Below are 18,515 nucleotides of genomic sequence, written 5' to 3' on the forward strand. Positions count from 1 at the left end.
CCCGTGCCCGGCCCGTCTCAGTCGCCCTCGACCCGCTCCCAGCCGTCGCCGCCGAGGGGGTACGCGTAGTAGGAGCTGTCCCGGGATGCGCTGGTGCGGAACGGCTTGCCGTGGTCGTCGACGCGCACGGTGCCCTGCCGGGCGCCGCTGGACCACTCCAGCTCCAGGTACCAGCTGACGTCGTGGCCGCTGGTGTGCGCGTTGACCTTGAACACCTCGGGGTCGGACTCGCTGACGCTGTACGGGAAGTCGCGCTGTCCGGAGACCGGCGTCACCAGGGGGTTGGCCAGGTCGAGGGAGACGTCGAAGGACCCGGTGTCCACCTGGCCGCCGCAGCCGTTGCCCATCACGTACTGCTTCCAGTCCAGCGCCGGCTCACTGCTCACCACGCGGACGTGCAGGTCCTTCAGGACCACCGTCTCCGCACCGGTGCCCTGCACGGTGAGGACGGCCATCTGCCGGTTCGCGGAGACCGCGCCGAGGGGGGTGGCCCAGCCGACCGCGTCCTGCTGGGCGGGCGGCTCCGGCACGTTCTGCGGACTGCGGTCGATCAGGAAGGCGTGCTCGCAGGGCACGTCCCAGTGGTACGGGGTGGTCGACACGGTGAGCACGGGGCCGTCGGCGGGTGCGCGGCGGCTCGGCGTGGCCGCGCCCGGCCGCGACGCGGACGCGGAGGGCGACCCCGATCCGGACGCGGACGAGGACCCGGACGGCGACGAGGAGGCGCTCGCGCTCGGGGACGCCGAACCGGTGGTCGCGGTCCCGGACACCGACGCGGAGGTCCCCGCGGCCGCCCCGGCCGGGCCGTGCCGCCCGCCGCCGTCGGTGCCCGACACGAGGTTCGCCACGAGCGCCACGGCGGCACCGACGGCGACGACGCCGGTCGCGGCGTAGAGCGCGGAGCGCGGGAGCCGGCGACGGGGCGGGGCGGGTTCGGCGGGCGTGGGCGGGGCGGTTGGGGCGTCGGGGGCGGGCGGGGTGGGCGTTGCCGGCGGTGCGTTCTCCGCCGCGACGGAGACGGCGGCCTCCTCCCTCTCCTCCTCGGTCTCCCCCTCCTCGGCCTCCCCCTTCTTCACGCCGCGCAGCGCGTCCGCGCGGATCCAGCGGCGGTGGAGTTCGAGCAGTTCCTCGGGGGTCGCCCGGCATACGCGCGCGAGGCGCTCGACCGGCGCGAACTCGGTGGGCACGACCTCCCCGCTGACGTATCGGTGGAGGGTCGACGCACTCATGTGCAGCCGCTTGCCCAGTGCCCCGTAGCTGAGCCCGGACCGCTCCTTCAGCTCCCGCAGCAGTACCGCGAAGTCGTCCCCCGCCACCCGTTTCTCCCTCTTCCCGTATCCCCGTACGGCGTCCCAGCGGAACACCGTTCCCGCAGGTCAGAGCCGCTCCCGGCGTCCCAGTGTCCCGCATGTCCCGGCACCACTGGCGACCGGGACGGACCCGGACCCAAGCTGTGGTCATCCAAGCAGCCGCTCCCGGCGAACGGTCGAGCGGCTCACCTCCACTCCACCCGAAGGGGATCTCTCATGTCCGCACGCACCACCCGCCGCACCCGCCTGTTCGCCGCCACGACGGTCGCGCTGGCCGCACTCGCCCTGACGGCCTGCGAGGGCGACGGATCGGACACCGGCGCCCCGGCCGGGTCCTCCTCCGTCCCGGCCGGCGACCAGGCCAAGCCCTCCACCGGCGGAAGCGAGTCGGACAGCGGCAAGGGAACGGACGCCGCGAACGGCTCCACCGGCGGCGGCGCCGCCACGAGCACGGGCTCGTCGGACACCGGCGCGTCGGACGCCGGCGGCCAGGACGACGGCGGCCAGGACGACGGCGGCCAGGACGACGGCGGCCAGGACGACGGGGACATGCCCGGAAAGTGCTCCGCCTCCGACGTGAAGATCACCGCGACGAAGGTGTCCCGCCCCCTCAACCACCTCCTGCTGACCGCCACCAACACCGGCTCGAAGACCTGCATGCTCCCGCCGTACCCGGCGGCGCGCTTCGGTGAGGCCCAGTCCGTGCCGCCGGTGGCGGAGGCGACCAAGCCGCAGTCGCTGACCGGCGTGGAGCCCGGCAAGTCCGGTTACGCCGGCGTGTTGCTGTCGTCCGGCGACGGCAGCGGCGAGAACGGCTACGAGACGAACACCCTCACGATCCCGTTCGAGGACGGCTCCATCGCCACGGTCTCCCTGCCGTCCGGCGGCGTGTACGTCGACACCGCGCTGACGGTCACCTACTGGCAGACCAGCATGGACGGTGCCCTCGGGTACTGAAGGGGTGCCCACACGCCACGCACCCCCTGCACGAAGCACCGGGCGAGGTCGCCGCTCAGCGCAGCGTGCGAGCGACCTCGGTGGCCCAGTAGGTCAGGATGTTGCGCGCGCCGGCCCGCTTGATGCCGGTGAGCGCCTCCAGGATGGCCCGGTCGCGGTCGATCCAGCCCTTCTCGGCGGCGGCCTCGATCATCGAGTACTCGCCGGAGATCTGGTAGGCGGCGACGGGCACGTCCGCGGCCTCGGCGACCTTGGCCAGGATGTCGAGGTAGGGGCCGGCCGGCTTGACCATCACCATGTCGGCGCCCTCCTCCAGGTCGAGGGCCAGCTCCCGCATCGCGTCCCGCACGTTGGCGGCGTCCTGCTGGTAGGTCTTCCGGTCCCCCTTGAGCGAGGACCCGACGGCCTCCCGGAAGGGCCCGTAGAAGGCGGACGCGTACTTGACGGTGTAGGCGAGGATCGCGACGTCCTCGCGCCCGATCTGGTCGAGGGCGTCACGTACGACCCCGACCTGACCGTCCATCATCCCGCTGGGCCCGACCACATGGGCACCCGCGTCGGCCTGCACCTGCGCCATCTCGGCGTACCGCTCAAGGGTGGCGTCGTTGTCGACCCGCCCCTGAGCGTCCAGCACTCCGCAGTGCCCGTGGTCGGTGAACTCGTCGAGGCACAGGTCGGACATGACGAGCAGCTCGTCCCCGACCTCGGCCCGCACGTCCCGCAGCGCGACCTGCAGGATCCCGTCCGGGTCGGTCCCCGCCGTCCCGGCCGCGTCCTTCTTCGCATCCTCCGGCACCCCGAAGAGCATGATCCCGGAGACCCCCGCCTCGACGGCCTCCGCGGCGGCCTTCTTCAGCGTGTCCCGGGTGTGCTGCACGACCCCGGGCATCGCCGCGATCGGCACCGGCTCGCTGACGCCCTCGCGTACGAAGGCGGGGAGGATGAGGTCGGCGGGGTGCAGCCGGGTCTCGGCGACCATCCGACGCATGACGGGAGTGGTCCGCAGCCGCCGGGGCCGGGTGCCGGGAAAGGATCCGTACGTCGACATACCTCCTACGCTACGCCCGCCCCACCCGTGCCTTTGCCGACGGGAAGTCGGCCCACGCGGACCCTGTCCTGAAGCCGACAGCCACCGCGAGGGGGCCCGGACGTCCGGGTCAGGGCATGACCGGCGGCCACGGCACGTCGGCCAGCAAGGGGAGCAGCACGTCCTCCTCGTAGTCGAGGTGCGCGTTCAGCTCCGCGGACATCGCCGCCAGTTCCGTACGGAAGCGCTGCGGGTCGGCGATGGCGATGCCGGCCAGCAGGTCCGCCAGGGCGCCCTGGATGCGGGCGACCGTGCGGTGTTCGGCGTCGAGCCGGTCGAAGACGCCGGTCAGGTGGGGGTGGTGGCGGGCGATGCCCGGGAACAAGTGCCCGTCCTCACTCTCGTGATGGAACTCCAGCGCCTGGCAGAACGCCAGGCACCGCTGCCGGATCTGCAACCCGAGCCCCGGCACGGGCGCCGCACCGGCACCCCGGTGCGCGGCCCGTGCGGCGAAATGGGCGTCGGTCTCCGCCCGCACCTGGCGCAACTGGCCGCGCAGCCAGGTGTGGACCTCCATGACCTTGTCGGCGAGGGTGCGGACCTCGCCGGGCCCCTCCCAGTCGTCGGGCTCGGCGCCCTGCAGCACCACGACCGGCAGCAGCCGGTCGGTCCCGGCCTGGTAGTCGCCGTAGCCGGGCGCCGCGCGCACGACGTGGGCGAACAACTCCTCGCGCCGGGCGCCTTCGGCGGGCACGGCGAGAGCCTCGAAGGTCCGGGTGCCGACCTCCACCTCGACCATGGGACGGGCGAGCAGGTTGTGGTACCAGCCGGGATGCCGCGGGCCACCGAGGTTGGACCCGACGACGAGGAGGGAGTCCCCGTGCCGGACGTAACCGAGGGGCGTGGTCCGCGCGGCTCCCGACCGGGCGCCGGTGGTCGTCAGCAGGAGCAGGTCCTCACCCTCGAAGGGGCCGCCGACCTTCCCCCCGTTGGCGCGGAACTCGTCAATGACGGACTGCTGGAAAGACTGGACGGATTCGGAAGACTCGGAAGGCCGGGAAGACCGGGAAGGCCGGGAAGACCGCGAAGGCTGAAAAGACGTGGGCATACGGTTCTGTGTCTCCATGACGGCAGGCCGCGGCATGCGGCACGGTGCCGGAAAAGGGCGAAGCGAGAAGGACGACGACGTGCGAACGCGCTACGTCGTGTCAGGGCGCGGAGCGGGAACTCATCACGTACCCCTTGAGTGAGGGCGCTCGCCCGATCGCCGGCCGGCCCACTGCTCTTTGACCGGCGCCACGCGGCACCGCCCTCATTACACGCACCCTCCCGCCGCCTGTCAACGCACCGCGGCGCCGACCCGGACGACGTGCTTGCCGCGGACCCCACCGGCCTCCAGGGCCCGGTGCGCGTCGGCGACACGGTCGAGGGGGTGGGCCGTGTCCACGACGGGGACGATGTCGCCGCGCTCCGCGTAGCGGGTGACCTCGCTCAGCAGCGCTGTGTCGGGGTTGCCGCTGAAGGCCCGGATGCGTCCCCTGCCGTGCACGGTGGAGGCGAGGACCGTGCCGAGGCCGGCCAGGGGCCGGTCGAAGTCGATGCTGACGGCCACCATGCGCCCGCCCGGAGCCAGCAGCCGGCGGACCCGGGACTGCTCGGTGCCGACCGTGTCCACGATGACGTCGAAGCGGCCGAGCCCGGAGAGCGGAGCCGCCCGGTGGTCCAGCGCCTCGTCGGCGCCCAGGCCGCGTACGAAGTCGAGGTTCTTCCCGCCCGCGAGAGCGACGACGTGCGCACCGAAGAGCCGGCCGATCTGGACGGTGACGCTGCCCACGCCCCCGCTGCCGCCGCGCACCAGGAGCCGCTCACCGGGCTGGAGGGCAGCCTTGTCGCGCAGGGCGGTCACCGCCGTGGTTCCGCCCGCGAGCAGCGAAACGGCCTGCTCCGGGGTGAGGTTCTCCGGCGCGGGCGCGATATGGCGAGCGCTTACGGCGACGTACTCGGCCATGCTGCCGGTCCTGCGTCCCAGCAGCCCCCACACCCGGTCCCCCGCACGCACCCCGGTGACCGAGGACCCGACCTCGGTCACCTCTCCCGCGAAGTCGATGCCGCTCGCCCTGGGGAAGGCGCGGCCGGTCACCAGGCGCACCTTCCCGGTCCGGTCGAGCAGGTCGCCGCCGTTGACACCGGCGGCGTGCACCCGCACCAGCACCTGCTCGGGGCTGATGACGGGTACGGGCCGCCTGCCGACGTAGAGGACGTCCGGGGGGCCGAAACGGTCGAAGAGGACCGCTTTCATCTCGCTCATGTCTTGTCCCATATCGCGTTCGGGGAGCGCGGGCACCGCTCGCACCCGCTGTTACGCTCATCCTGGACCCGTAAGTGGACGACATCCTCCACTTCGCCAGAAGTGAGAAACATGCCTGATCAGACCTCTCACAAACCCCCCGAGCACACCGCCGGAGGCCCCTCGGCGGATCGGGACCTGCGCGCCGACGCCCGGCGCAACCGCGAACGCGTCCTGGAGGCCGCCCGCGAGACGTTCGCGGCCCAGGGCGTCGACGCCCCCATGAGCGCCGTCGCCCGCCGAGCCGGCGTCGGCGTCGCCACCCTCTACCGGCGCTTCCCGACCCGCTCCGCGCTCGTCACCGCCGCCTTCACCGAACAGCTCTCGCTGTGCGCGTCCGCCCTCGACGAGGCCCTCGCCGACCCCGACCCGGGGCACGGCCTGTACGCACTCCTCGAGAAGGTGTGCACCACGCTGGTGACCGACCGCGGCTTCGAGACCGTGCTCATGGCCCGCTTCCCCGAGGCGCTCGACTACGACAAGGAACGCGCCTGCGCCGAGGAAGGCCTGGCCCGCCTGGTCCGACGCGCCCGCGAGGCCGGACAGCTCCGCGAGGACTTCGATCCCGCGGACATCGCGCTCCTCCTCCTGGCCGTCACCGGCCTCGCCGGCCAACCCCGCGAAACCGCCCTGGCCGCCTCGCGCCGCCTGCTCACCTACCTCTTCCAGGCCTTCCGGCCACCGCCCCCCGGCCGCCCGGCCCCGCTGCCGCCTGCCCCACCGATGAGCCTGGGCGCGGTGCACCGGCCGACGGGACGCCCGTAGGCGCGCTCCGGGACCGGTGGTAGCGACAGCGAGGCGGGGCGCCCCCGAAGGAACGCCCCGCCTCACCTCACTTCACCTCACGTGGAGGACCGCCGCCTCCGCGCCCCCGGCCGCCGCTCGCTCGGCCGCGTCACCGGATCCCCGGCCTCCAGGGCCGACGCGCGGCGCCGCAGGCCGAAGTCGGCCAGGGCCTCCGCCAGCTTGTGGACGGACGGCTCGGGAGCCATGACGTCCACCCGCAGACCGTGCTCCTCGGCCGTCTTGGCGGTCGCCGGACCGATGCACGCGATCACCGTCACGTTGTGCGGCTTGCCGGCGATGCCGACCAGGTTCCGCACCGTGGACGACGACGTGAACAGCACCGCGTCGAAGCCACCGCCCTTGATGGCCTCCCGCGTCGTGGCCGGCGGCGGCGAGGCGCGCACCGTCCGGTAGGCGGTGACGTCGTCGACCTCCCAGCCCAGCTCGATCAGCCCGGCGACCAGCGTCTCGGTCGCGATGTCGGCGCGGGGCAGGAAGACACGGTCGATCGGGTCGAAGACCGGGTCGTACGGCGGCCAGTCCTCCAGCAGGCCGGCGGCCGACTGCTCACCGCTCGGCACCAGGTCCGGCTTCACGCCGAAGGCGATGAGGGCCTTCGCCGTCTGCTCGCCCACCGCGGCGACCTTGATGCCCGCGAAGGCACGGGCGTCAAGACCGTACTCCTCGAACTTCTCCCGGACCGCCTTCACGGCGTTGACCGACGTGAACGCGATCCACTCGTAGCGGCCCGTCACCAGGCCCTTGACCGCCCGCTCCATCTGCTGGGGCGTGCGCGGCGGCTCGACGGCGATGGTCGGGACCTCGCTCGGCACGGCGCCGTACGAGCGCAGCTGGTCGGAGAGCGACGCCGCCTGCTCCTTCGTGCGCGGCACGAGGACCTTCCAGCCGAACAGCGGCTTGGACTCGAACCACGACAGCTGGTCGCGCCGGGCGGAGGCGGAACGCTCGCCGACCACGGCTATCACCGGCCGGCCACCGTCCGGGGACGGCAGCACCTTCGCCTGCTTCAGCGTCTGCGCGACCGTGCCGAGGGTGGCGGACCAGGTGCGCTGCCGGGTCGTCGTACCGGCGATCGTCACCGTCATCGGGGTGTCCGGCTTGCGGCCGGCCGACACCAGCTCACCGGCGGCCGCGGCCACCGAGTCGAGCGTCGTCGACACGACGACCGTCCCGTCGGAGGCACCGACCTCGGTCCAGCAGCGGTCCGACGCCGTACGGGCGTCCACGAACCGCACGTCGGCGCCCTCGGCGTCCCGCAGCGGCACACCGGCGTACGCGGGCACGCCGACGGCGTTCGCGATACCGGGGACGACCTCGAAGGGCACGCCGGCCGCGGCGCACGCCAGCATCTCCTCGGCGGCGTACGTGTCGAGCCCGGGGTCCCCGGTCACCGCACGCACGACCCGCCTGCCGCCCCGCGCGGCCTCCATGACAAGATGTGCGGCATCCCGCACGGCGGGGACGCCCGAGGTCGTTGACGCTCCGTCAACTACCTTCAGCTGGGGCGCGCTTGTGCCCGGATCCGAGGGATCGGTGTCCGTGTGCACTTCCGACACGCCCTGCCTCGCGTGCGTGCGTACGACGTCGAGCACCTCGTGCTCGGCGACGAGGACGTCCGCGTGTGACAGCGCCTCCACGGCGCGCAGAGTCAGCAGTCCCGGATCTCCGGGTCCGGCACCCAGGAAGGTGACGTGCCCTTGTTCCGGACCGGCGGGAAAGGTGGTGGGGCTCACTGTGCTCGCTCCCCCATCAGACCGGCCGCGCCCTGGGCGAGCATCTCGGTGGCGAGTTCGCGACCGAGTGCCAGTGCCGCCTCGTGCGTTTCAGGCACGGGACCGGTGGTGGACAGCTGCACCAGCGTCGAGCCGTCGGTCGTGCCGACGACGCCGCGCAGGCGCATTTCCTTGACAATCTGCCCGTCGGCCAGGAGGTCGGCAAGCGCGCCCACCGGGGCGCTGCAGCCGGCCTCCAGGGCGGCGAGCAGTGACCGCTCGGCCGTTACGGCGACCCGCGTGAACGGGTCGTCGAGTTCGCCGAGCGCGGCGACGAGATCCGCGTTGTCCGCGGTGCACTCGATCGCCAGTGCCCCCTGGCCGGGGGCGGGCAGAACCGTGTCGACCGACAGGAAGTCGGTCACCTCGTCGATGCGGCCCACCCGGTTCAGCCCGGCGGCGGCCAGCACGACCGCGTCGAGCTCGCCGCTGCGGACGTACCCGATGCGGGTGTCGACGTTGCCCCGGATCGGGACCGTCTCGATCTCCATCCCGTGGGTGCGCGCGTACGCGTTCAGCTGCGCCATGCGCCGCGGCGCGCCCGTACCTATCCGCGCCCCGCGGGGCAGGTCGGTGAGCTTGCGCGCGTCCCGGGCGACGACCACGTCCCGCGGGTCCTCGCGCTCCGGAACGGCGGCCACCACCAGGCCCTCGTGCTGCGCGGTGGGGAGGTCCTTGAGCGAGTGAACCGCGAAGTCCACCTCACCCCGCAGCAGCGCCTCGCGCAGCGCGGCCACGAACACGCCCGTGCCGCCGATCTGCGCGAGCGCCTCGCGGGAGACATCCCCGTACGTGGTGATCTCGACCAGCTCAACGGGCCGACCGGTCACCTGGCTCACGGCGTCCGCCACCTGCCCGGACTGGGCCATGGCGAGCTTACTTCGCCTGGTCCCCAGCCTCAGTGCCTTCTCAGTCATGCCGGCCCTCGGTTCTTCTCAGTGCTGTTCTCGGCGCGGGAGACGGAGGCCACCGTCTCGGGGTCGAGGTCGAACAGGGTGCGCAACGCGTCCGCGTACCCGGCACCGCCGGGCTCGGCGGCGAGCTGCTTGACCCGGACCGTCGGCGCGTGCAGCAGCTTGTCGACCACACGCTTGACGGTCTGGGTGATCTCGGCGCGGTGTTTGTCGTCGAGGGACGGCAGCCGTCCCTCCAGCCGGGCGATCTCGCCCGCCACGACGTCGGCGGCCATGCTGCGCAGCGCGACCACGGTGGGCGTGATGTGTGCGGCCCGCAGGGCCGCCCCGAACGCGGCGACCTCGTCGGCCACGATCCGGCGGACCATGTCGACGTCGGCGGCCATCGGTGCGTCGGCCGACGCGTCGGCGAGCGACTCGATGTCCACCAGGCGCACCCCGGCCAGCCGGTGCACGGCGGCGTCGATGTCGCGCGGCATGGCGAGGTCGAGCAGGAAGAGCACCGGCTGCGGGCGCGGCACCTCGGCGACCGGCTCGGGCCGCCGCCGCTCGGGGATGCGCCCCACACTCGCGGCCGTCGCGGCGAGCGCGGTGATCAGCTCGGCGTCCGCCTCGGCGCCCGGCCGCCCGGCCTCGCGCGTCCGGTCCGCGACCGCGCCGCCCGCGGCCCAGGCCCCGTGCTGCTCCAGCGTCGCCGCGTCCATGCCGGCCACGGCGGCCTCCCCCATGACGGAGAAGCCGGTCGGCACGGAGGACAGGTCGAGCGGGCAGTTCTCGTCCGTACCCGCGCCCGGCACAGGCGTTTCGGCCACCTCCCGTACGACGCCGACGGCGGCGTCCGCCCCGGAGGGCGCGTCGCCGAACTCGGCGGCGGGGGCGCCCGTACGGCGCTCCACCGTGGCCGCCACGGCGTCGGCCGTGAGGACGATCCCGGTCGCGCCGGTGCAGGAGACGGCCACGTCGGCACGTGTCAGCTCGACCGGCACCGAGTCCATCGGTACCGCGCGGGCCAGCACGTCCGTGTCGTCGCCCTCGGTCAGGATCTGTGCGAGGCGCTCGGCGCGTTCGAAGGTGCGGTTGGCGACCACGATCTCGGCGACCCCGGCCCGCGCCAGCGTGGCGGCGGCCAGCGAGGACATCGAGCCGGCGCCGATGACCAGGGCCTTCTTGCCCCGCGCCCACTGCTGGACGTCGGCTCCCGCGGACAGCTGCTCCAGGCCGAAGGTGACCAGGGACTGCCCGGCGCGGTCGATGCCGGTCTCGGAGTGGGCCCGCTTGCCGACGCGCAGCGCCTGCTGGAACAGGTCGTTCAGGAGCCGGCCGGCGGTGTGCAGGTCCTGCGCCCGGGCCAGGGAGTCCTTTATCTGGCCGAGGATCTGGCCCTCGCCCACCACCATCGAGTCGAGCCCGCAGGCCACCGAAAAGAGATGGTGGACGGCCCGGTCCTCGTAGTGCACATAAAGATAAGGAGTGAGCTCCTCCAGGCCGACCCCGCTGTGCTGGGCGAGCAGCGTGGACAGCTCGGCGACACCGGCGTGGAACTTGTCCACGTCGGCGTACAGCTCGATGCGGTTGCAGGTGGCCAGGACCGCGGCCTCGGTGGCCGGTTCGGCGGCGACCGTGTCCTGCAACAGCTTGAGCTGCGCGTCCGCGCTCAGGGACGCCCGCTCCAGCACGCTGACCGGCGCGCTGCGGTGGCTCAGTCCGACGACGAGGAGGCTCATGCCGGCATCACGGCGGGCACGTCCCCGTCGGGTCCCTGGTCGGTGGAGGGGCGCTGCTTGCGGGCGACGGCGGGCGGCACCACGCCGGCGTCGGCAGCGGCCTCCTCGCCCGCCTTGCGCTGCTCGTGGAAGGCGAGGATCTGCAGCTCGATGGAGAGGTCGACCTTACGCACGTCGACGCCCTCGGGGACGCTCAGCACGGTCGGCGCGAAGTTGAGGATGGAGGTGACACCGGCGGCCACGAGCCGGTCGCAGACCTGCTGGGCGGCACCGGCGGGGGTCGCGATCACGCCGATCGAGACACCGTCGTCCTGGATGATCTTCTCCAGCTCGTCGGTGTGCTGCACCGGGATACCGGCGACGGGCTTTCCGGCCATTGACGGATCGGCGTCGATCAGCGCGGCGACGCGGAAACCGCGGGAGGCGAAGCCGCCGTAGTTGGCGAGCGCGGCGCCGAGGTTACCGATACCGACGATCACTACCGGCCAGTCCTGGGTGAGCCCCAGCTCGCGGGAGATCTGGTAGACGAGATACTCGACGTCGTAGCCGACACCCCGGGTCCCGTAGGAGCCGAGGTAGGAGAAGTCCTTGCGCAGCTTCGCGGAGTTCACTCCGGCCGCGGCCGCCAGCTCCTCGGAGGAGACCGTGGGCACCGAGCGCTCGGAGAGCGCGGTGAGGGCGCGGAGGTACAGCGGAAGCCTGGCGACGGTGGCCTCGGGAATCCCTCGGCTGCGGGTCGCCGGTCGGTGTGTTCGGCCAGTTGCCACGGTGCTCCTGCGGGTAGAGCGGGGCTGTAGGCGGTCATACGTCCCTACATGACCGCCCCGTCGAATGCAGGCTATGTCTTTGTGAACGCGTGCACAAAGATGGTGTCCGATTTGCCCGGCCAACGTGACCGGGCTCACGCGCTCCCGGCGCACGAACCGGGAACCGGCGCATACGCGCACGCGTTCCTCTCCCATCGGGGGCAAAGCCGCACACGCTCCTCACGATCAACGCCCCCGAGACCAAGTCACCATCGATCCTAAGCGACCATCCGGACTACTTGGACTCGTCGGTCAGTGCCTTGCGCAGCCGTTCCTCGTTCACACGCCAGAAGGTGTGCTGCCTGCCGTCGACCAGGACGACCGGGATCTGTTCCCAGTACTCGTCGTGGAGTTGGCGGTCCTGGGTGATGTCCTTCCCCTCCCAGGGGACACCGAGGTCGGCACACACCTTCTCGACGACGAGCTGTGCGTCATCACACAGATGACAGCCGGGTTTGCGGATGAGGGTGACGAGATGGTTCTCGGAGTGCTCATGAGACTGCGCGGGCTGCGGGGCCCCCGGGGTCTGCGGGGGCTTGCGGCGGAAGAGGGGACTCATGCCGGCCATTCTCGCGCGCACGGCGGCCTCTGTAACGCTTCGGTCGCCCGGAGTTCACAGCCCCCGAACCTCTCGGCTCCGAAGCCTCCGAACAAACTGGCTATGCTCACGGGCATGGCCGCTCTTCGATGGCTCACCCCCCGTAGGCGCTCCGCCACGGCGCGGAGCGTGTTGGCAGGCGAGGCCTCGGCGGAGGCAGCCCGTAAATCCGCCCAGTCCGCACAGGACACCTCCGCCCCCGACACGGGCGCGGACGTGGAGTTCCCGGTCCACGGCGACGACAGGGCGGCCGCCTTCTTCGACCTCGACAACACCGTGATGCAGGGCGCCGCGATCTTCCACTTCGGCCGGGGCCTGTACAAGCGGAAGTTCTTCGAGACCCGCGACCTCGCCCGGTTCGCCTGGCAGCAGGCGTACTTCCGGCTGGCCGGGCTCGAGGACCCGGAGCACATGCAGGACGCCCGCGACTCCGCCCTGTCGATCGTCAAGGGCCACCGCGTCTCCGAGCTGAAGTCGATCGGCGAGGAGATCTACGACGAGTACATGGCCGAGCGGATCTGGCCCGGCACCCGCGCCCTCGCCCAGGCCCACCTGGACGCGGGCCAGAAGGTCTGGCTGGTCACGGCCGCCCCGGTGGAGATCGCCCAGGTGATCGCCCGGCGCCTGGGCCTGACGGGCGCGCTGGGCACGGTGGCCGAGTCGATCGGCGGCGTCTACACGGGCAAGCTGGTCGGCGAACCGCTGCACGGCCCCGCGAAGGCCGAGGCGGTACGCGCACTGGCGACGGCGGAGTGCCTGGACCTGACCCGCTGCGCCGCCTACAGCGACTCCCACAACGACATCCCGATGCTGTCGCTGGTCGGCCACCCCTACGCGATCAACCCGGACTCCAAGCTGCGCAAGCACGCCCGCGAGCTGGAGTGGCGCCTGCGCGACTACCGCACCGGCCGCAAGGCGGCCAAGGTCGGCATCCCCGCGGCCGCGGGCGTCGGCGCGGTGGCCGGCGGGACCGCGGCGGCCATCGCGCTGCACCGCCGCCGCCGTTGACCCAATCGGTGTGACGTACCCGCGGGACACCCACTCCAGTCCGCTTTCCTCACATCGACCACAACACGCTCTGTAGTCACAAGGAACCCGAACCGTTCCGGTCATTAACTGATCACTCTTCAGCATCTGATCGAGCGTCAATCGGGCACAGAAGCGACGTAATCGATGATTTGAGCAACTGGGCGTAGCTGTGCCTGCACGAAGCGTTATTCTCCTCAGACGCATTCCGGTGCCCCACCTTCGCTACGACGGGTGAATGGTTCCGTACTGCACGTGATGGAAGCTCTGCCTCTGGGAGTCCCGTGTACCCACACGTCGGGGTTGACGCCTCGGGCCTGGCTACGCTGCGCGCAACGGTCAAATCAGCCCAAGACCTGTTGCGCGGCTTCGTCCCCACCGCGTATGCCGTCCCCGCCCTCGCCGCGGCCACCGCCCCCGTGGGCCCGTGCTATGCACTGGCCGACGGAAGCGCCGCCGTCGGCAGACGCGCGCGGTCGTCCTCGTCCGGGACCGCCGCCGCAACCACCCACCGCCGCCCCGCCGCGGACAGCGACAGCGCCCGCATGATGGACCTGGTCGAACGCGCCCAGGCCGGCGAGGCCGACGCCTTCGGGCGGCTCTACGACCAGTACAGCGACACCGTGTACCGCTACATCTACTACCGCGTCGGCGGGAAGGCGACGGCCGAGGACCTCACCAGCGAGACCTTCCTGCGGGCCCTGCGGCGCATCGGCACCTTCACCTGGCAGGGCCGCGACTTCGGCGCCTGGCTGGTGACCATCGCCCGCAACCTCGTCGCCGACCACTTCAAGTCCAGCCGCTTCCGACTGGAGGTCACCACCGGCGAGATGCTCGACGCCAACGAGGTCGAGCGGTCCCCCGAGGACTCCGTCCTCGAATCGCTCTCGAACGCCGCCCTGCTGGACGCCGTACGACGGCTCAACCCGCAGCAGCAGGAGTGCGTGACCCTGCGCTTCCTCCAGGGCCTCTCGGTCGCCGAGACCGCGCGCGTCATGGGCAAGAACGAGGGCGCCATCAAGACGCTCCAGTACCGGGCCGTACGCACCCTCGCCCGACTGCTGCCGGACGACGCACGCTGAGCCCCGGGCGCCCCGGAGGCACCGCGACGCACCCCGCCCGCACCCACCCACCGCCGCGACCCTCCGCGATTCCCAAATCACCTTCGGTGAAAGTCGGTTGGGTTCGCGGTCCGATCATCCACCGTCCGTAACCCAAGTGCCGCGCCGCTCGTTGTGCGGGATGCAGGCTCCCTGTGGTCGCTCCCCGACCGACTCCGATCACACGATCGGGTGGTTCCGATCAGGGGGCGCAACCCTCAGGACCCCCTGGGGAGTCGACCGTCATGACGAGAGGAGGTGCCGCCAGTGATCGCGAACGTATCGGCACACCGGCGGGCGAACGCCTTCGCCCAGGCTCTGGAGGAGCAGTCCGATCCCGGGGCGGCGACCGAGCAGTCCGAAGGACCGGCAGCTGCCGGGGCCACCGCGGAACCGACCGAGCAGGGTCGTCTCTTGACCCTCGCCACCGGTCTGGAGACGCTGCCCCGGCCACAGCTGGATCCCGAGGTCAAGGTCGTCCAGCGGGCCCAGCTGGTGGCAGCGTTCGAGGCCATGCTGCAAGAGGGCACCGCGGGCGGCGGGGCGGCGGACACTTCGGTCCCGGAGCAACGCCGGGCGCGCGGCACCCACCGGGCGGCCCCGCTGAAGAGGTTCCGGCCGCGCTCGCGGCTGGCCAAGGGCCTCACCGCGGGCGGACTGAGCGTGAGCGTGGCCGCCGGCGCCTTCGGCGGAGTCGCCGCCGCCAGTTCGGACGCCCTGCCCGGCGACTCGCTCTACGGCCTCAAGCGCGGCATAGAGGACTTCCGCCTCGGCCTCGCCGAAGGGGACGACGAGCGCGGCCGGGCCTACCTGGACCTGGCGTCGACCCGGCTGAACGAAGCACGCCGGCTCATGGAACGCGACCGCAGCGGGCCCCTCGACCACGAGTCCCTCGGCGAGGTCCGCCGCGCGCTGTCCGGCATGCGCCACGACGCCTCCGAGGGCCATCGCCTACTCAGCGCGGCCTACGCCCGGGACCCCGACTCACTGGCCCCCATGCAGGCCCTCTCCGCCTTCTCCCACTCCCACCGGGAGGCCTGGGGAGCACTGCGCGAGCGCCTGCCCGTGCAGCTCGGGGACGTCAGCGAGCAGGTGTCGTCGGTCTTCGACGCCATAGAGGACGACGTGGCACCGCTGCAGTCCATGCTGCCGCAGCCGCCCACCCGGGACGACGACACCGGAGACGGCGGCCGACAGGGCGGCTCCGAGTCGACGACCACCGACACCCCGGGCTCCGGCCACTCGTCGGCCCCCGGCAACGGCGACGACGGTACGTCCGAGCGCGGACGCACGGACAGCGGCAGCCCCAGCGAGTCGGCCGACTCCGGCCAGGAGGACGACGGCCTGCTCGGCGGCGGCACAGGCGGCCTGCTCGACCCGCCGAAGGACACCGGCACCACCTCCCCGCCGACGGGCGACAACACCCCGCCCGCCGAGCCGGACGTCACCCTCCCGCCCCTCCTGCCGGGCCTCCTGCCGGGCCTGGGCATCGAGGGCGAGGACGCCGACTGAGCCGGTGGGGGTGCCCCCTGTGTCACACAGGGGGCACCCCCACCGACGTACCGACGCACGTCAGAAGAACACCGACCTCCGCTGCACCAGCAGCTTGTACAGCGTGTGCTGAATCTGCTCCCGCACCTGGTCGGTCAAGTTGAACATCAGCATCGGATCCTCGGCCGCCTCCGGCGGATAGCCGTCCGTCGGGATCGGCTCACCGAACTGGATCGTCCACTTCGTCGGCAACGGCACCGCACCCAGCGGCCCCAGCCACGGAAAGGTCGGCGTCAGCGGGAAGTAGGGAAAGCCCAGCAGCCGCGCCACCGTCTTGGCGTTGCCGATCATCGGGTAGATCTCCTCCGCCCCGACGATCGAGCACGGAACGATCGGCACACCCTGCCGCAGCGCCGTGGACACGAAACCGCCACGCCCGAAACGCTGGAGCTTGTAGCGCTCGCTGAACGGCTTGCCGACGCCCTTGAAGCCCTCCGGCATCACCCCGACCAGCTCGCCCTGACCGAGCAGCCGTTCGGCGTCCTCCGCACAGGCCAGCGTGTGCCCGAGCTTGCGCGCCAGCTCGTTGACCACCGGCAGCACGAACACCAGGTCCGCCGCCAGCAGCCGCAGATGCCGGTCGGCCGGATGATGGTCGTGCACGGCGACCTGCATCATCAGCCCGTCCAGCGGCAGCGTCCCCGAGTGGTTGGCGACGATCAGCGCGCCGCCCTCGGACGGGATGTTCTCCACGCCCTTCACCTCGACCCGGAAGTACTTCTCGTACACCGGCCGCAGCAGGGACATCAGCACCTGGTCGGTGAGTTCGGCGTCGTAGCCGAAGTCGTCGACCTCGTAGTCGCCGGTGAGCCGGCGGCGCAGGAACGCCAGACCGCCCGCGATACGCCGCTCCAGACCACCGTCCGCGTCCTGTGCCCGCGCCTCGGGCGCCCCGGACGACTCGGGCGACTCATGTGTCACCGGCACATCATCCTGCGCGGCCCCCCGCACCGGCAGGGGCTGCACCTCACGTACCGGCACCGACTCCGCCGTGCCCTTGCGGCGGCTCCCCGCGCCGCGCCGCCGAGCCGGGCGCTGGGCCGCGTTCTGGCCGCTCCCCCGCGACCGGTCGTCGTCGAACGGAATGACCTTGGCGTCCGCCATCGTTGATGCGCTCCTCAGTTGGCGCTCTGCGTCGGGAGGTGGCCACTGCCCCGCAAGGACAGCTCCGCGATCCGGTCGACGGCCCCCGCGAGGGCCTCGGGCGGCAGCAGCCCGGCACCGCGACCGCGCGCGAAGTCCGCGAACGCCCCGGCCGTCGTGTACTTCGGCCGGAAACCCAGGGTTTCCCGCATCTGCGTGGTGTCCACCGCCCGCCCGTGAGTGAGCAGCCGGATCTGCTCGGGGGAGAAGTCCGTCATTCCCAGCGTACGCACGAGCGAGCCCGCCCAGGTGACCGCGGGCAGCAGCAGCGGCACCGTGGGGCGGCCCAGCCGGCGCGAGCACTGGGAGAGCAGCAGGACACCGTCGCCGGCGATGTTGAAGGTGCCGCTGTTCAGCGTGCCCCGCCGCGGCTCGTGCGAGGAGATCCGCAACACCTCGATCACGTCGTCCTCGTGCACGAACTGCAACCGCGGGTCGTAGCCGAACACCGTCGGCAGCACCGGCAGCCCGAAGTACGAGGCGAGCGGTGTGTCCGCGCTCGGGCCGATGATGTTGGCGAACCGCAGCACGGTCACCGCCACGTCCGGCCGACGCCGCGCGAACCCCCGTACGTACCCCTCGACCTCGACCGCGTCCTTGGCGAAGCCGCCGCTCGGCAGCGACTTGGGCGCGGTGGTCTCGGTGCAGACGGCCGGGTCGCGCGGCGCGGACCCGTAGACGTTCGTACTGGACTTCACCACGAGCCGCTGCACGGTCGGCGACTTCTGGCAGGCACCGAGCAGCTGCATCGTGCCGATGACGTTGGTCTCCTTGACCGACGTACGGCTGCCGCTGCCCAGCGGCGTGCCCGTGACGTCCAGGTGGACGACCGTGTCGGCCCCCGTCTCGGCGAGGATGCGCCCGATGGCCGACTGCCGGATGTCCGCCTGGACGAAGTCCGCGCCGCCCAGATGGTGCTCCGGCGCGACGGCGTCCACGCCGACGACCCGGTCCACGTCGGGATCACGCTGGATGCGCCGCACGAACCGGCCCCCCAGCTGACGGGCCACTCCGGTCACGAGCACGACCTTGCCCAAGATCAGCGCCTTCCTTCCGCCCTACTCCGTAGCCTGCCGCGTTCCCCGTCTGCGGGCCAACTTAGCCGGTCGGTGTTGCGCTGTGATGACCGCCGGATGCAGCAAGTGACGGGAATTCGCGGTCGTCGGCGCCCCCGGCCCCCTGGATACGACTGTGGCCCCCCACCGGATGCGGTGGGGGGCCACAGGACACGCTGACGGCGCAGCGTCGCTTACTTCTTGTTGCGACGCTGAACGCGCGTGCGCTTGAGCAGCTTGCGGTGCTTCTTCTTGGCCATCCGCTTGCGCCGCTTCTTGATAACAGAGCCCACGACTATCCTCGCTCACTTCTCATCACTCGGTTGGTGAGCGCCATGGGCCCACACGACCTACGAGGGGCTAGCCTACCCGCCCGAG

17 protein-coding genes are annotated in these 18,515 nt (G+C 72.0%); 5 read left to right on the plus strand and 12 right to left on the minus strand.

Annotated features, from left to right (window positions below; genetic code table 11):
- Positions 1 to 17: 17 nt before the first annotated feature.
- Positions 18 to 1,316 carry a helix-turn-helix transcriptional regulator gene (locus RI578_RS17340; RefSeq protein ID WP_310871919.1) on the minus strand — a complete coding sequence of 433 codons (1,299 nt, stop codon included), beginning with the start codon at positions 1,314 to 1,316 and terminating at the stop codon, positions 18 to 20.
- A gap of 210 nt (positions 1,317 to 1,526) precedes the next feature.
- Here RI578_RS17340 and RI578_RS17345 point away from each other — a divergent pair, with 210 nt between their 5' ends.
- Entirely contained in the window at positions 1,527 to 2,267 is a 741-nt protein-coding gene (locus RI578_RS17345; protein WP_310871920.1) for a DUF4232 domain-containing protein, read from the plus strand.
- Between the two features lie 55 nt (positions 2,268 to 2,322).
- On the opposite strand, the gene hemB is transcribed toward RI578_RS17345, so the two are convergent.
- From hemB to RI578_RS17360, 3 genes are all read right to left on the minus strand, one after another.
- The gene (gene hemB / locus RI578_RS17350; RefSeq protein ID WP_310871921.1) at positions 2,323 to 3,315 is read right to left on the minus strand and encodes a porphobilinogen synthase; all 993 of its coding nucleotides are present in this window, start codon (positions 3,313 to 3,315) and stop codon (positions 2,323 to 2,325) included.
- 109 nt (positions 3,316 to 3,424) lie between these two features.
- Complete coding sequence (locus tag RI578_RS17355; protein WP_310871922.1) at positions 3,425 to 4,402, minus strand: nitroreductase/quinone reductase family protein; 978 nt, start codon at positions 4,400 to 4,402, stop codon at positions 3,425 to 3,427.
- Between the two features lie 231 nt (positions 4,403 to 4,633).
- A complete protein-coding gene (locus RI578_RS17360) occupies positions 4,634 to 5,602 on the minus strand; it encodes an NAD(P)-dependent alcohol dehydrogenase (RefSeq protein WP_310871923.1) in 969 nt (322 codons plus the stop codon).
- 111 nt (positions 5,603 to 5,713) lie between these two features.
- Between RI578_RS17360 and RI578_RS17365 the strand changes: the two genes are divergently transcribed.
- Entirely contained in the window at positions 5,714 to 6,406 is a 693-nt protein-coding gene (locus RI578_RS17365; RefSeq protein WP_310871924.1) for a helix-turn-helix domain-containing protein, read from the plus strand.
- A 77-nt stretch (positions 6,407 to 6,483) separates the two neighbouring features.
- Here RI578_RS17365 and RI578_RS17370 read toward each other — a convergent pair whose 3' ends face one another.
- The 5 genes from RI578_RS17370 to RI578_RS17390 form a co-directional block, all read right to left on the minus strand.
- A complete protein-coding gene (locus RI578_RS17370; protein WP_310871925.1) occupies positions 6,484 to 8,181 on the minus strand; it encodes a bifunctional uroporphyrinogen-III C-methyltransferase/uroporphyrinogen-III synthase in 1,698 nt (565 codons plus the stop codon).
- Entirely contained in the window at positions 8,178 to 9,137 is a 960-nt protein-coding gene (gene hemC / locus RI578_RS17375) for a hydroxymethylbilane synthase (protein ID WP_310871926.1), read from the minus strand. Before hemC ends, RI578_RS17370 begins: the two co-directional genes overlap by 4 nt.
- Complete coding sequence (locus tag RI578_RS17380; protein WP_310871927.1) at positions 9,134 to 10,858, minus strand: glutamyl-tRNA reductase; 1,725 nt, start codon at positions 10,856 to 10,858, stop codon at positions 9,134 to 9,136. The genes hemC and RI578_RS17380 overlap by 4 nt, the downstream gene beginning before the upstream one ends.
- A complete protein-coding gene (locus tag RI578_RS17385; RefSeq protein ID WP_310871928.1) occupies positions 10,855 to 11,625 on the minus strand; it encodes a redox-sensing transcriptional repressor Rex in 771 nt (256 codons plus the stop codon). Before RI578_RS17385 ends, RI578_RS17380 begins: the two co-directional genes overlap by 4 nt.
- A 274-nt stretch (positions 11,626 to 11,899) precedes the next feature.
- Entirely contained in the window at positions 11,900 to 12,232 is a 333-nt protein-coding gene (locus RI578_RS17390; protein WP_310875793.1) for a glutaredoxin family protein, read from the minus strand.
- A 105-nt stretch (positions 12,233 to 12,337) separates the two neighbouring features.
- On the opposite strand from RI578_RS17390, the gene RI578_RS17395 reads away from it, so the two are divergent.
- The 3 genes from RI578_RS17395 (at position 12,338) to RI578_RS17405 (ending at position 15,900) form a co-directional block, all read left to right on the plus strand.
- Positions 12,338 to 13,270 carry an HAD-IB family hydrolase gene (locus RI578_RS17395; RefSeq protein ID WP_310871929.1) on the plus strand — a complete coding sequence of 311 codons (933 nt, stop codon included), beginning with the start codon at positions 12,338 to 12,340 and terminating at the stop codon, positions 13,268 to 13,270.
- A 302-nt stretch (positions 13,271 to 13,572) separates the two neighbouring features.
- Positions 13,573 to 14,370 (plus strand): ECF subfamily RNA polymerase sigma factor, BldN family, encoded by a 798-nt coding sequence (locus RI578_RS17400; protein ID WP_193776438.1) that lies wholly within the window; start codon positions 13,573 to 13,575, stop codon positions 14,368 to 14,370.
- A gap of 285 nt (positions 14,371 to 14,655) precedes the next feature.
- Entirely contained in the window at positions 14,656 to 15,900 is a 1,245-nt protein-coding gene (locus RI578_RS17405; protein WP_310871930.1) for a DUF5667 domain-containing protein, read from the plus strand.
- A 60-nt stretch (positions 15,901 to 15,960) separates the two neighbouring features.
- Here the strand turns inward: RI578_RS17405 and RI578_RS17410 are convergent, their stop codons facing one another.
- The 3 genes from RI578_RS17410 to RI578_RS17420 form a co-directional block, all read right to left on the minus strand.
- Positions 15,961 to 17,043 (minus strand): lysophospholipid acyltransferase family protein, encoded by a 1,083-nt coding sequence (locus tag RI578_RS17410; RefSeq protein ID WP_310871931.1) that lies wholly within the window; start codon positions 17,041 to 17,043, stop codon positions 15,961 to 15,963.
- Positions 17,044 to 17,057: 14 nt separating this feature from the next.
- Positions 17,058 to 18,119: an NAD-dependent epimerase/dehydratase family protein gene (locus tag RI578_RS17415; RefSeq protein WP_310871932.1), complete on the minus strand. Its 1,062-nt coding sequence runs from the start codon at positions 18,117 to 18,119 to the stop codon at positions 17,058 to 17,060.
- A gap of 212 nt (positions 18,120 to 18,331) precedes the next feature.
- Entirely contained in the window at positions 18,332 to 18,430 is a 99-nt protein-coding gene (locus RI578_RS17420; RefSeq protein ID WP_003948845.1) for a 30S ribosomal protein bS22, read from the minus strand.
- Positions 18,431 to 18,515 lie beyond the last annotated feature (85 nt).

This window comes from Streptomyces sp. BB1-1-1 (assembly GCF_031597775.1).
Classification (GTDB): domain Bacteria; phylum Actinomycetota; class Actinomycetes; order Streptomycetales; family Streptomycetaceae; genus Streptomyces; species Streptomyces thinghirensis.

What these genes read in the sequence shown, in the direction of transcription:
- RI578_RS17410 (WP_310871931.1), bottom strand. Translation starts at nt 17,043, where the DNA reads ATGGCGGACGCCAAGGTCATTCCGTTCGACGACGACCGGTCGCGGGGG.
- RI578_RS17365 (WP_310871924.1), top strand. Translation starts at nt 5,714, where the DNA reads ATGCCTGATCAGACCTCTCACAAACCCCCCGAGCACACCGCCGGAGGC.
- RI578_RS17360 (WP_310871923.1), bottom strand. Translation starts at nt 5,602, where the DNA reads ATGAGCGAGATGAAAGCGGTCCTCTTCGACCGTTTCGGCCCCCCGGAC.
- RI578_RS17345 (WP_310871920.1), top strand. Translation starts at nt 1,527, where the DNA reads ATGTCCGCACGCACCACCCGCCGCACCCGCCTGTTCGCCGCCACGACG.
- hemB (WP_310871921.1), bottom strand. Translation starts at nt 3,315, where the DNA reads ATGTCGACGTACGGATCCTTTCCCGGCACCCGGCCCCGGCGGCTGCGG.
- RI578_RS17395 (WP_310871929.1), top strand. Translation starts at nt 12,338, where the DNA reads ATGGCCGCTCTTCGATGGCTCACCCCCCGTAGGCGCTCCGCCACGGCG.
- RI578_RS17380 (WP_310871927.1), bottom strand. Translation starts at nt 10,858, where the DNA reads ATGAGCCTCCTCGTCGTCGGACTGAGCCACCGCAGCGCGCCGGTCAGC.
- hemC (WP_310871926.1), bottom strand. Translation starts at nt 9,137, where the DNA reads ATGACTGAGAAGGCACTGAGGCTGGGGACCAGGCGAAGTAAGCTCGCC.
- RI578_RS17355 (WP_310871922.1), bottom strand. Translation starts at nt 4,402, where the DNA reads ATGCCCACGTCTTTTCAGCCTTCGCGGTCTTCCCGGCCTTCCCGGTCT.
- RI578_RS17390 (WP_310875793.1), bottom strand. Translation starts at nt 12,232, where the DNA reads ATGGCCGGCATGAGTCCCCTCTTCCGCCGCAAGCCCCCGCAGACCCCG.